At 65.0% G+C, this 12,271-nt stretch carries 11 protein-coding genes and 1 riboswitch; of the genes, 2 read left to right on the forward strand and 9 right to left on the reverse strand.

Annotated features, from left to right (window positions below):
- Positions 1-114, reverse strand: a riboswitch (SAM riboswitch).
- 159 nt (positions 115-273) lie between these two features.
- Genes hisN through PY310_RS10555 form a run of 4 tightly spaced genes read right to left on the reverse strand, consistent with a single transcriptional unit; the run spans position 274 to position 4,171 of the window.
- On the reverse strand, positions 274-1,086 hold the full coding sequence (gene hisN / locus PY310_RS10540) for a histidinol-phosphatase (RefSeq protein ID WP_275214337.1): 813 nt from the start codon (positions 1,084-1,086) through the stop codon (positions 274-276).
- 54 nt (positions 1,087-1,140) lie between these two features.
- The gene (gene rsgA / locus PY310_RS10545) at positions 1,141-2,256 is read right to left on the reverse strand and encodes a ribosome small subunit-dependent GTPase A (protein WP_275214338.1); all 1,116 of its coding nucleotides are present in this window, start codon (positions 2,254-2,256) and stop codon (positions 1,141-1,143) included.
- Entirely contained in the window at positions 2,240-3,631 is a 1,392-nt protein-coding gene (gene aroA / locus PY310_RS10550) for a 3-phosphoshikimate 1-carboxyvinyltransferase (RefSeq protein WP_275214339.1), read from the reverse strand. Before aroA ends, rsgA begins: the two co-directional genes overlap by 17 nt.
- 6 nt (positions 3,632-3,637) lie before the next feature.
- A complete protein-coding gene (locus PY310_RS10555; RefSeq protein WP_275214340.1) occupies positions 3,638-4,171 on the reverse strand; it encodes a DoxX family protein in 534 nt (177 codons plus the stop codon).
- Between the two features lie 321 nt (positions 4,172-4,492).
- Between PY310_RS10555 and PY310_RS10560 the strand changes: the two genes are divergently transcribed.
- Both PY310_RS10560 and rsrA read left to right on the forward strand, forming a co-directional pair.
- Positions 4,493-5,380 (forward strand): sigma-70 family RNA polymerase sigma factor, encoded by an 888-nt coding sequence (locus tag PY310_RS10560; RefSeq protein ID WP_419095468.1) that lies wholly within the window; start codon positions 4,493-4,495, stop codon positions 5,378-5,380.
- Positions 5,377-5,637 carry a mycothiol system anti-sigma-R factor gene (gene rsrA, locus PY310_RS10565; protein WP_275214341.1) on the forward strand — a complete coding sequence of 87 codons (261 nt, stop codon included), beginning with the start codon at positions 5,377-5,379 and terminating at the stop codon, positions 5,635-5,637. The genes PY310_RS10560 and rsrA overlap by 4 nt, the downstream gene beginning before the upstream one ends.
- A 124-nt stretch (positions 5,638-5,761) precedes the next feature.
- Here rsrA and PY310_RS21640 read toward each other — a convergent pair whose 3' ends face one another.
- From PY310_RS21640 to PY310_RS10585, 5 genes are all read right to left on the reverse strand, one after another.
- A complete protein-coding gene (locus PY310_RS21640; protein ID WP_369299106.1) occupies positions 5,762-5,836 on the reverse strand; it encodes a 50S ribosomal protein bL37 in 75 nt (24 codons plus the stop codon).
- Positions 5,837-5,948: 112 nt separating this feature from the next.
- Positions 5,949-6,563, reverse strand: a complete 615-nt coding sequence (locus tag PY310_RS10570; RefSeq protein ID WP_275214342.1) for a PadR family transcriptional regulator — start codon at positions 6,561-6,563, stop codon at positions 5,949-5,951.
- Complete coding sequence (locus PY310_RS10575) at positions 6,563-7,405, reverse strand: DUF4097 family beta strand repeat-containing protein (protein ID WP_275214343.1); 843 nt, start codon at positions 7,403-7,405, stop codon at positions 6,563-6,565. The genes PY310_RS10570 and PY310_RS10575 overlap by 1 nt, the downstream gene beginning before the upstream one ends.
- 160 nt (positions 7,406-7,565) lie before the next feature.
- Positions 7,566-8,165 (reverse strand): GDSL-type esterase/lipase family protein, encoded by a 600-nt coding sequence (locus PY310_RS10580; RefSeq protein WP_275214344.1) that lies wholly within the window; start codon positions 8,163-8,165, stop codon positions 7,566-7,568.
- A gap of 119 nt (positions 8,166-8,284) precedes the next feature.
- The gene (locus tag PY310_RS10585; protein ID WP_275214345.1) at positions 8,285-12,079 is read right to left on the reverse strand and encodes a multifunctional oxoglutarate decarboxylase/oxoglutarate dehydrogenase thiamine pyrophosphate-binding subunit/dihydrolipoyllysine-residue succinyltransferase subunit; all 3,795 of its coding nucleotides are present in this window, start codon (positions 12,077-12,079) and stop codon (positions 8,285-8,287) included.
- Positions 12,080-12,271 lie beyond the last annotated feature (192 nt).

A 12,271-nucleotide genomic window follows, 5' to 3' on the forward strand; every position in this document is an offset into this window, starting at 1 on the left:
AATCCGCGCTTGCCGGGTCCATTGAGGAGCGGCCTGGTCGTCACCCGGGGCACCCCACCGCGAATGGAGGGTTGCCGGCCAGCAAACCGGGGTTTAGCGCTGGCACTCGTGACCTGTTAAAGAGCGTAGGACATGCCCGCCGCAGCGAAAAAGCGTGGCGGAATGTTAAGGGCTTTGTTACGTGAGTTCCGGAATTGGCAGAATCCCCGAAGATGCGAACGGCGGGCACCTCCGAAAGGAGGGGCCCGCCGACGATAATTCGGGAATACGGGCTTACAGCAGGTCGTCCAGTTCCGGGTTCAGCCGCTTGAGTACCTCGGAGTGGAGGATGGAGTTGGTGGCCAGCGCGTTGCCGCCGAAGGGGCCGTCCTGGCCCTCCAGCGAGGTGAAACGGCCGCCGGCTTCAACGACGATGGGCACCAGCGCCGCCATGTCGTAGAGGTTCAGCTCCGGCTCGCAGGCAATGTCAACGGAGCCCTCAGCCACCATGCAGTAGGACCAGAAGTCGCCGTACGCCCGTGTACGCCACACGTCCTCGGTCAGGCCCAGGAATTCGTCCAGATTCCCGCGCTCCTTCCAGCCGCTCAGGCTCGAGTAGGACAGCGAGGCATCCGCAAGGTTGGAAACGTTCGAGACGCGGAGCCGGGTTGCCGCGGCAAGGGACCTGCCCATGTACGCGCCGGCGCCTTTCGCGGCCCACCAGCGCTTGCCGAGCGCAGGAGCACTGACAACGCCAACGACGGGTTCCCCCTCATCCACCAGGGCGATCAGGGTGGCCCACACGGGGACACCACGGACAAAGTTCTTGGTGCCATCGATCGGATCAATGATCCAACGCCGGGAGCCGTGCCCGGAACTGCCGAATTCCTCGCCGAGCACCGCATCCCGGGGGCGTGAGCGGGACAGCTGGCCGCGGATGGCCTCTTCGGCAGACTTGTCGGCGTCGGTGACCGGCGTCAGGTCAGGCTTGGTCTCGACGTGCAGGTCCAGGGCCTTGAAGCGGCTCATGGTCTGGTCATCCACGGAATCGGCCAGCACATGGGCCAGGCGCAGGTCATCGTTGTAGCTCGAAGCGGGTTGGATCATGGTTCCAAACTACCGTCAAACCGCCGCGGCGTTGGGGAGGTGGGCGTCCGGACGCTAGCCGACGGTGCCGAGCTCCTTGCTTTCCTGGCCTACAAGCCTCGGGTCAGAACCCAGCAGCCGCCGTAGTGAGGCCAGCCGGGCGGGGCCGGTTGGACCGGCCTTTCCCTCGGCCACCCATGAGTCCAAGCCGCAATTGACCGCAGCAGAGTTGTGTTTACAGCCACGCTCGCAGGCATCAGTGCCAGGCTCCAGGTCCGGGAAGGACCGCAGGATCCGGTCCGGGTCCACGTGCGCCAGGCCGAACGAACGGATACCGGGGGTGTCGATGATCCAACTGCCCGCCGGAGCATCGGTCAGTTTCAGGGCCAGGGCCGACGACGACGTGTGGCGGCCGCGGCCCGTCACCGCGTTCACGCCGCCCGTTGCCCGTTCGGCGCCGGTGAGCGCGTTGACCATGGTGGACTTGCCGACGCCGGAATGGCCGAGCATCACCGTGACCTTGCCGTCCAGATACGCGCGAAGCTGCGACACAGCGTCACTGTCCAGTCGGGCCGACAGCCCGTCGTCGGAGCGCGCGTCGATGCCGGAAGCGGCGGAGTCGGCCGTCCGGCTGATGATGACCGGGAAGTCCAGGTGCTCATAATTTGCCAGTAGTTCCGCTGGATCCTTGACGTCCGCCTTGGTGACGAGCAGCAGCGGCTCAATCCCGGCGTCGTACGCTGCCACCAGGGCGCGGTCGATGAATCCGGTGCGTGGCTCCGGGTTGGCGGCTGCCACCACCACCACGAGCTGATCTGCGTTGGCCACCACCGCTCGTTCGATCGGATCCGTGTCATCGGCGCTGCGGCGCAGCAGGGTGCGGCGGTCTTGGATCCGGACCAGCCGGGCGAGGGTGTCGGGCTCGCCGGAGACGTCTCCGACGAGGGAGACGAAATCGCCGGCCACGACGGGGGAGCGTCGCAGCTCCCGGGCCCGTGCGGCGATAATGATCCGTTCGTCACCCGAGTCCTCGCCCACCACGGCGGTGTAGCGTCCGCGGTCCACCGTGATGATGCGGCCGGTAACGGCGTCGTCATGGCTGGGGCGGTCCTTGGTGCGGGGCCGGGAGCCCTTTTTGCTGGGACGGATCCGGACGTCGGACTCATCCCACGAATCAGTGCTGCGCGCCACCGCTGGGACCTTCCGTTGGGTCGGCGGGAGCCGCGTTTTGCGCCACCATTTCCGCCCACATCTGCGGGAACTCGGGCATGGTCTTGGCTGTGGTTCCAATGTCCTGCACTTCAATGCCCGGCACGGCCAGGCCCAGGATGGCCCCGGCGGTGGCCATCCGGTGGTCGGCGTAACTGTGGACCACGCCGGCGCGCAGCTTGGCCGGACGGATCACCAGGCCGTCGCTGGTTTCTTCCGCATCACCGCCGAGGCGGTTGATTTCAGTGGCCAGCGCCGCGAGCCGGTCCGTCTCATGGCCGCGTAAATGTGCGATGCCCGTGAGCCGGGACGGACTCGTGGCCAGTGCGCACAGAGCGGCTACGGTGGGGGCGAGCTCACTGGTCTCGTCGAAGTCCGCACCCTTGATCTCGGGTCCGCCGGTGACAGTCAGGACGCCGTCGGCCAGGCTGACGTCCGCCCCCATTTCTGCAAGGATGCTGCGCCACTGGTCGCCCACCTGGGTGGTTTTGGCCGGCCAGTTCGGGATCCGCACAGTCCCCCGGGTGGCCAAAGCGGCGGCCAGGAAGGGGCCCGCGTTCGAGAGGTCCTGTTCGATGCGCTGATCGAAGGCGCGGATGGGTCCCGGTGCCACCACCCAGTGGTTGGGCGTGGAATCGTCAACGGAGACGCCGGCGCCGCGGAGGACCGCCACGGTCATGTTGATGTGGTCGAGGCTGGGCACGGGTTTGCCCACGTGCTCGAGGTGGAGCCCCTCGGTGAACCTTGCGCCCACCAGCAGGAGGGCCGAAACGAACTGGGACGAGCCGCTGGCATCAATGACCAGGTGGCCGCCGCGGACTTCCCCCGTGCCTTCCACGGTGAACGGCAGCGAGGAGGGGGTCCCGCCGTCGTCCGTTGTCACGGCCACGCCGAGCCCCCTGAGGGCATCAATGATGGCGCCCATGGGCCGCTTCCGGGCGTGCGGGTCGCCGTCGAAAACGCTGGCACCCTTCCGCAGCGCCGCCAACGGCGGGACAAAACGCATCACCGTTCCGGCCAGGCCGCAATCGATGTGCGTGCGCGACGACGTCGCATCCGGGCTGAGCGGCGTCACCTCAAGGTCGGGCCCGTAGGCACTGTCCCCGGGCACCTCCCTGATGGTGGCGCCCAGCAGCCGAAGGGCCTCGACCATCAGGGCGGAATCGCGCGAGTGCAGGGGGGCCCGCAGGCGGGAGGGGCCGTCAGCCAGTGCAGCCAGCACCAGGAATCTGTTGGTCAGCGATTTCGAGCCGGGCACCGTCACCGTGGCGTTAATGGGACGGCTCGCAAACGGGGCAGGCCAGTTCACGGTGAGGTTGTCGGAATCAGGGAGTGCTGGCGGGGTGGAACCTGTCATGCGTGCTTATGCTCCCGTTGCGTGCACGGCGCGGCGCACGGCTTTGTCTGCGTTGTGAAGCTTCTTGCCGGTGGTCTTCCGGGCCTCCGCAGCCGTCTTCCGGGCGTCGGCTGCAATGTGCTCGGCACGCCAGGCGAGGCCGGGCTTCCCGGCGGTGTCCACTGAGGCCAGGAGGGCGCCACCGCTCAGGGAAACATTCTTCAGGAGCTGGTTACGGCGGGCCTCCCGGCCTGCCTTGGTGCTGATGTCAGCGCTGCGCCACTCCACAAAAGTGTTCAGGAGCGATATGACTGTCAGCACGGTGGCCGAAAGACGGCTGAACTTGCCGAGGCCGAACAGCACGCCGGCACCCACCTGGGTTCCGCCGATCACGCGGGCCAGCATCTTTTCATCAGCCTGGAAAGGCAGCGACGCGGCGGCCTTCTGCAGGAGCGGAGAGAGTTGCTGCGCCGTGTCATCGGCGTTCTTCAGCTTGTCCAGTCCGGCGAAAACGAAACTGGAGGCCAACATGGGCCGGGCGAGGGTGCGGGCAAAGGACATGAATTTCCTCCTGGCTGGACGAACCGCTCAGATGCGGCGAAGTCCGTTCTAGTCTTGCACTTTTGAGGAATATTTGCCCGCCAACCGGGGTTATCCATTGAAGGTCCGCCGAACGCTGGCGGCGAGAAGTTCAACTGCCCGGATATTTTTACCTAACGTCGGCTCGTGCCAGGGCGGCGTTGAAAGAGAACGGAGTTGCCCTTGCGGTTGCTGAAAGACGGTGTGGAGACATCCGGTCCCCTCAGACTGCAGGCTCTCGAATCCGATCCGCCGCAGTACGGAACGCCGCGCGCCAAGGCCGTCACAGTAGACTTGGGCGCAATGAGTACCGTGGATCCGGCCGTTGAGGCCATGTATGGGGCCCCGCAAAGCGGCGCCAAGACCGGCGGCGACGCCCGGAAAGATTCGCCCGCTGTGGCGGCGGAAGCGGCTGCAGGTGAATCGGACGCGCAGGTGACCGGAACGCAGGCACCGCCCGAAACGGTAAAGGACGCCGCGCCCCAAGCAGAGGAGCGCGCCGCGGAGATTTCCGCTGCGGAGGAATCCTCTGCCGAGCCTGCCGGCGCGGCCGAGCCGGCTGTGGACATGGCCACGGAGTCGACCGAAGAACGGCGGATCCGCTTCGAGCGTGACGCCATGCAGTATGTGGATCAGCTTTACTCGGCGGCCATGCGCATGGCCAGGAACCCGGCCGACGCGGAGGACCTCGTCCAGGAGGCCTACACCAAAGCCTTCTCCGCGTTCCACCAGTACAAGCCGGGCACCAACCTCAAGGCGTGGCTGTACCGGATCCTGACCAATACTTACATCAACCTGTACCGCAAACGGCAGCGCGAGCCGTTGCAGTCAAACTCGGACACGATCGAGGACTGGCAGTTGGCCAGGGCGGAGTCGCATACGTCCCGCGGCCTGCGGTCGGCTGAGGCTGAGGCCCTTGACCATTTGCCGGATTCGGACGTCAAACGGGCCTTGCAGTCCATCCCTGAGGAGTTCCGGCTCGCCGTGTACTTCGCAGACGTCGAGGGATTCGCGTACAAGGAAATTTCGGACATCATGAACACGCCGATCGGCACTGTGATGTCCCGGCTCCACCGCGGCCGGAAGATGTTGCGGGACCTGCTGGCGGACTATGCCGCCGATCGAGGATTCAAAGGCGCAGTGGAGTCACAGGACCCGGCTGCGAGTACACAACAGGAGAACAGGAAATGAGCGACTGCCAAGGATTGGGCGACTGCGATGACACGCGGATGCAACGCATCTACGAGTACCTCGACGGCGCCCTGACCCGTGAGGACATCACGGAAATCAAGCACCACCTCGACGATTGCCCGGAGTGCACCGAGCAATACGACTTGGAGTGCGTCATCCGCAAGGTGGTCAAGCGTTCCTGTACAGAGGCGGCGCCGGAGAACCTGAAGAACGCCATCCTGGACCGGATCCACGCCATCCGCCCGGTGGACGCCTAAACCCTCACAAAATGGCGGCAGCGGCGGGCTGGACTAACCGCGTCAGCAGGCGTTAAGACGAAGGACCCCGGAAGCCAGGTGGCTTCCGGGGTCCTTCGCTTGAACCGTTACTCCAAGCATGGGCTTAGGTGTTGGGGCGCTTCCCGTGGTTCGCGCCGCCACGCTTACGGTCACGACGTTTACGTGCACGCTTGCTCATAGCTGGCCTCCTTAAATGTTGGTACTCAAAAGAGCTGCCCTCAAGTCTCCCACACCATGGGACACGCCGCGAAACGGGGAGGGGGTTCCCGTAAACAATGCGGGCCTCCGGTTTAGCCGGGCAGGGAGTTGCGGATGGAAATGCGCGCCTGGTCAAGCACGGTCCTCACGGTTTCCAGCGTGACGGGGCTGAGCGGCTGCCGGCTGGCCTGCAGGCGGAGTTCCACCCGGAGATCGTCCCGGAACGCCTGGAGCAGCATCTCGGCTTCCTTGAGCTCGCGGATCCCCTCGGAGGTCTGCCGGCTGCCGGCCTTTCTGAAGTCGGCACTGCGGGCGGTAGAGCGGGCTGCTTCGGCGGTGGCGGCAAGATCGGCCCGGAGCCCGCGCATATTGGCGCGAATGTCCGCCCGCAGGTTGTCCGCCAGCCGCCGGACCGAAACCGAAATGTCATTCTCGACGCCGGCGAGTTCGTCCCTGCGCCGGTTCAGTTCCTCCAGCCCCGCCGCCGTGATGCGGTAGTTGGTGCGGCGGCCCGATGTTTCGGTGGCCACCAGGCCTTCCTCTTCGAGTTTGCCCAGGCGCGGGTAGATGGTGCCTGCGCTGGGGGAGTAGGTGCCGCCGAACCGTTCACTGAGGGCCTTGATCAGTTCGTATCCGTGCTTGGGGCCGGACTCGAGCAGTGCAAGCAGGTATAGTCGGAGCGCGCCGTGGGCGAATACCGGAGGCATTACTGCGCTGCTTCCGGATCCTGGGCACTGTCTCTCCGGGCCGGCTGTCCGTGGAAAATGGACGTCTTGCCGGACACCGAATTGGTCCGCACGAGCATCAGTTTGCGGTCCGGACCAGCGATGGTCTCAACCTTCCCGTTGGGCTGGGAGTACTGACGATCGTCGATGACCACCACGCCACTGGCGGATTTCGCCACGATGTCCACGCCGACGTCGTGCGGCAACCGGATGGTGAGGTCGCCCGAGACGGAGTTGGCGCCGAAGTCGTTCGTGAAGCTGAACAAATCGAAGCTCATGTCACCGCTGACCGTGTTGGCCCTGATGTTCGTGAACCGGCCGGAGGCCGTCACCTCGCCGGAGACGCTCTTGGCGCTGAGGATGCCGTCATGGTTCCGAGCAATGACTTCGCCGCTGACCGTGTTGACCTGCAACCGGCCCGAGGTTTGGTCCGCCATCACTGAACCCGAAACGGTGCTGAGGCGGGTATGCCCGCTGATGCCGGACACCAGGCCATCGCCGCTGACGGTGCCTGCCTCCACCTCGACGCCGGCGGGTACCGCGATGCTGATGACGGCGGAATTGTTGCTGTTGTGGTTGACCGTGCCCATGAGGTTCTTGAACCAGCCCTGGGGCCCGTTGAGCTGATGGCGGACCTCAAGCCTGCCGTCCGTCAGGGACACGGCAACAGGATCGCCCTGAACTTCGCTGATCTCGAGGCGGACCACGGGGTCCGGGTGGGTGACGATGTCGAACCGCCCGCGGACCATCCCGAGCTTCAGCGACCTGACGCCGTCGAAGTCAATAACCTGGGGGTCGGTGACGGTCCAGCTGTTCTCTGACATTGATCCTCCATGGCCGCGATATATCGTGTGTTATGAGTTCACGCTATAGCGCGGCGCGGCAGAGGTCAAGATATATCGCGAACTTGCGGCTGCGGTGTCCACCGGGACTGCGGGAGGGTTCAGGAAAAACCCGCATTAAGTGAGAGAGCGTTTGGGGCGGCTACTCGGGGGCGTCGATCTTGAGCCACTGGAACCAGCCGCGGTGCAGGACCAGCCACGCCATCAGCCCATAGCCCGCCTGGCCCGGGGTGCCGCTGTTCGCTGCCAGGTCCTGGCGCCACTGCTCGTGGTTCAACAGCGGTGAGAACGTGTCCACGTACAGGTGCTTGCGCCGGGTGGTCACGTCCGCGAATGCGGTGTTCAGTTCCGCGAGGCGGCGGTTCTGGGCAGGGTCGAGGGTGGGCGGCGGACCCACCACAAAAACCTCGATCCGGTTCTGGGATGCAGTGTCGAGGATGTTGGCCAGATTCAGGCGGCTACGGGCGGTGGAGAGTCCGAACTCGATGTCGCGCCCGGAGAGGCCTATGACCAGCCGGTTCTCATGGAGGTCACTGAACCGCCTTCCGGCCTCCTCCAGCCAGCGGGCGGCGAGCCCCTCCGTTCCTTCCATCGGACAGGGGAGGGCATAGCTTTCCATGGCCACGCCGTCGTGGGGAGTACGGGCCAGCACACGGCCCAGCCAGCCGAGCGCCCTGGGATCTCCCAGTCCGGCCAGCAGTTCATCTCCAACAGCTGCGAGCCGCAGCTTCCTGTCTTCCACAAGTCCCTCTTAACGTCCGTGCCGACTGAAGCCAGCCGGCGTGGCTATGTTCATCCCATTAAACAGAACTGCCCGGCCGGAGTCTGGTATTTCGACGTCCGGCCGGGCAGCCTCGGATACTACTTCCGTGCAAATGCCTGCTTCAGCAGCGTGTCCTGCTCTTTCGCGTGCCGCTTCATGGACCCTGCGGCCGTTGAAGCGGAGGCGGGACGCGACACCAGACGGACGCGCCGGTCCAGCGCCTCCGGAAGATGCAGGCCCATGAACGGCCACGGTCCCTGGTTGGCGGGTTCGTCCTGCGCCCAGACAACCTCGGCGTTCGGGTACTTGGCCAGTTCCGCGGCGATCTCCTCGTGCGGCAGCGGGTACAGCTGCTCCACGCGGATAATCGCGGTGGTCTTGTCATCGGTCTTCTGCCGGGTGGACAGAAGGTCGTAGTAGAGGCGGCCGGAAACCAGCAGCACGCGTTCGACGGCGTCTGCCGCCAGCTGCTCATGGTCACCGATGACGGGGCGGAAGGTGCCGTTGGTGAAGTCCTCCACGGACGAGGCGGCAGCCTTGAGGCGCAGCAGCTGCTTCGGGGTGAAGATGATCAGCGGCTTCCGCGGCCGGCTGTAGGCCTGGCGGCGCAGCAGGTGGAAGTGCGATGCCGCCGTGGTCGGGTTCGCCACGATCATGTTCTCTTCGGCGCACATCAGCAGGAAGCGTTCGATCCGGGCGGAGGAGTGGTCCGGACCCTGTCCTTCGTAGCCGTGCGGCAGCATCAGGACCAGGGAGGAGCGCTGGCCCCACTTCTGTTCGGCCGAGGAGATGAACTCATCGATGATGGTCTGCGCACCGTTGACGAAGTCGCCGAACTGCGCCTCCCACAGCACCAGGGCATCAGGGCGTTCCACCGAGTAGCCGTATTCGAAGCCCATGGCGGCGTATTCGGAGAGCAGGGAGTCGTAGATCCACAGCTTGGCCTGGTTGTCCGAAAGGTTGCCCAGGGGCAGCCACTCGTTGCCGTTGGCGCGGTCATGGAACACGGCGTGTCGCTGCACGAAGGTGCCGCGGCGTGAATCCTGGCCGGCGAGCCGGACAGGCACGCCTTCCATGATCAGTGAGCCGAACGCTGCAATCTCACCGAAGCCCCAGTCGATGCCGCCTTCACGGGACATCTGCTCACGCTTCTCAAGCAGCTGCTTGAGCTTGGCGTGGACGGTGAAGCCCTCGGGAATCTCGATGTGGGCGTGGCCGATCCGGGCCAGGGTCTCCGGCGAGATGGCCGTGGAGGCAGGGGCGTTCGTGCCCATGTCAGCCTGCTGCGCGATGGGCCGCTCAATGTCCGAGACGGCGGCCGAATCAGCAGTGATGATCGGGATGGGCGAGGTCTGGGCCGCATGCGTTTCAGCGAAGACCCGTTCCAGCCGTTCCTGGTAGTCGCGGAGCAGCTGCTCTGCTTCTTCCTCGGTGATGTCGCCGCGGCCGATCAGTGCCTCGGTGTACAGCTTGCGTACGGAGCGCTTGGCTTCGATCAGGTTGTACATCATGGGCTGGGTCATCGAGGGGTCGTCGCCCTCGTTGTGGCCCCGGCGGCGGTAGCACACCATGTCGATCACAACGTCCTTGTGGAAGCGCTGGCGGAACTCGTAGGCGAGCTGGCCGATGCGTACCACGGCTTCGGGATCGTCACCGTTGACGTGGAACACCGGTGCCTGGATCATCTTGGCGACGTCCGTGGAGTACGTGGACGAACGCGAGGACGACGGCGCGGTGGTGAAGCCCACCTGGTTGTTCACCACCACGTGGATGGTGCCACCGGTGCGGTAGCCGCGCAGCTGGGACAGGTTCAGCGTTTCAGCTACAACGCCCTGGCCTGCGAAGGCGGCGTCGCCGTGGACCATGATGGGCAGGACCGGGAAGGCCTCGCCCTGGTCCAGGCGGTCCTGCTTGGCGCGGACAATGCCTTCGAGGACGGAATCCACGGCTTCGAGGTGGGACGGGTTCGCAGCCAGGTAGACCTTGGTCTCGTTGCCGTTCTCCGAGGTGAACGTGCCTTCGGTGCCGAGGTGGTACTTCACGTCGCCGGAGCCCTGCACGGAGCGGGGATCCTGGGTGCCTTCGAATTCGCGGAATACCTGGGCATAGGTCTTACCGGCGATGTTGGTCAGCACGTTCAGGCGGCCGCGGTGGGCCATGCCGATGGCGACTTCGTCAAGGCCGTCGTCGGCGGCTTCGGAAATGACCGCGTCCAGCAGCGGAATCAGGGATTCGCCGCCTTCCAGGGAGAAGCGCTTCTGGCCCACGAACTTGGTCTGCAGGAAGGTTTCAAATGCTTCGGCAGCGTTGAGCCGGGACACGATGCGCAACTGCTCTTCGCGGCTGGGCTTCGAGTAGGGGTGCTCGAGCTGGTCCTGGAACCATTTGCGTTCTTCCGGCTCCTGGATGTGCATGTATTCGATGCCCGTGGTGCGGCAGTAGGCGTCGCGGAGCACACCGAGGATGTCGCGGAACTTGAGCATGGGGGCGCCGCCGAAACCGCCGGTGGGCCATTCACGGTCCAGGTCCCAAAGGGTGAGCCCGTAGGTGAGCACATCGAGGTCCGGGTGCTTGCGCTGGCGGTACTCCAGGGGGTCGGTGTCTGCCATCAGGTGGCCGCGCACGCGGAAGGAGTGGATCAGCTGCTGGATCCGGGCAACCTTGTTGATCTCGTCGGCGGGGTCCACCTGGAGGTCCGGGCTCCAGCGCACCGGCTCGTAAGGGATGCGCAGGGATTCGAAGATTTCGTCATAGAAGTTCTGCGCGCCGAGGAGCAGCTGGTGGACCAGCTTGAGGAACTCGCCGCTGCCGGCACCCTGGATGACCCGGTGGTCATAGGTTGAGGTCAGCGTGAGGACCTTGCTGATGGCGTTCTGCGCGATGATTTTTTCGCTCGCGCCCTGGAACTCGGCGGGGTAGTCCAATGCGCCCACGCCGATGATGGCGGCCTGGCCCTTGGACAGTCGCGGCACGGAGTGTACGGTGCCGATGCCGCCGGGGTTGGTCAGGGACACAGTGGTGCCCGAGTGGTCGTCAGCGGTCAGCTTTCCGGCGCGGGCCCTCTTGATGAGGTCCTCATAGGTGTGCCAGAACTCGGAGAAGTTGAGGGTCTCCGCCTTCTTGATGTTCGGCACCATCAGGAGGCGGGTGCCGTCCGGCTTGGGCATGTCAATGGCGATGCCGAAGTTGACGTGGGCCGGCTGAACAGCAACCGGCTTGCCATCGATTTCGTCGTAGTAGACGTTCATCGAGGGGAACTGTGCGAGGGCCCGGATCACGGCGTAGCCGATGAGGTGGGTAAAGGAAACCTTCCCGCCGCGTGCGCGGGCCAGGTTGGAGTTGATGACCACGCGGTTATCGATCAGCAGCTTCGCCGGAATGGCGCGAACGCTGGTGGCCGTGGGCACCTCGAGGCTGGTGATCATGTTGGTGGCGATCGCCTTGGCCGGTCCGCGGAGGACAGAAACAACGTCCTCTTCGGGGACGGAGGGTGCCTTAACGTTCTTGGGCAGCTGTGCAGGGATGGGCTGGACGCTGCCGGGCTCGGCCTTCTTCGCGCCGTCGCGGGCGACCGTAGCGGGGGCTTTCTTCGCCGCGGCGGGGGCGGCGGGCGGTGCTGCAGGCTGTGCCGCCGGCGCCGGTGCCGGTGCGGACGCAGCAGGGGCCGCAGCAGGTGCTACGGCAGGCATTTCACGGGTGGCGGGGTTGGCTACGGCTGCTGCCGGGCTCCCGTTGGAAGACGATTCGCTGCCCGAGTCGAAAGATTCGAACAGCGGCCACCACTTGGCGTCCACGGTGTTCTTGTCCTTTTGGTATTGCTCGTACAGTTCGTCAACGAGCCACTCGTTTCCGCCAAATTCCTCTGGTAGACGGTGGCTAGGCTGCTCTGGCACTTGAAATACGCCTCTTCCATGAGTTTGATGTCCCTCTGGCCGCCACGTGCCTGAGCACAACAATCGAACCAGTTTCTGCGTCCTGAACCCGGACCTTTGCCAGTCTAATGAGCATTCTGTGTTAACTGCCAATAACGGTGACTGAAATCATGGAATGACAGGGAGATCGCGAAATGTGGCGGACGCAAGCGG

Source organism: Pseudarthrobacter naphthalenicus (assembly GCF_029076445.1).
Taxonomy (GTDB): Bacteria; Actinomycetota; Actinomycetes; order Actinomycetales; family Micrococcaceae; genus Arthrobacter; species Arthrobacter naphthalenicus.

What these genes read in the sequence shown, in the direction of transcription:
- hisN (WP_275214337.1), bottom strand. Translation starts at nt 1,086, where the DNA reads ATGATCCAACCCGCTTCGAGCTACAACGATGACCTGCGCCTGGCCCAT.
- aroA (WP_275214339.1), bottom strand. Translation starts at nt 3,631, where the DNA reads ATGACAGGTTCCACCCCGCCAGCACTCCCTGATTCCGACAACCTCACC.
- PY310_RS10555 (WP_275214340.1), bottom strand. Translation starts at nt 4,171, where the DNA reads ATGTCCTTTGCCCGCACCCTCGCCCGGCCCATGTTGGCCTCCAGTTTC.
- PY310_RS10560 (WP_419095468.1), top strand. Translation starts at nt 4,493, where the DNA reads ATGAGTACCGTGGATCCGGCCGTTGAGGCCATGTATGGGGCCCCGCAA.
- rsrA (WP_275214341.1), top strand. Translation starts at nt 5,377, where the DNA reads ATGAGCGACTGCCAAGGATTGGGCGACTGCGATGACACGCGGATGCAA.
- PY310_RS10570 (WP_275214342.1), bottom strand. Translation starts at nt 6,563, where the DNA reads ATGCCTCCGGTATTCGCCCACGGCGCGCTCCGACTATACCTGCTTGCA.
- PY310_RS10575 (WP_275214343.1), bottom strand. Translation starts at nt 7,405, where the DNA reads ATGTCAGAGAACAGCTGGACCGTCACCGACCCCCAGGTTATTGACTTC.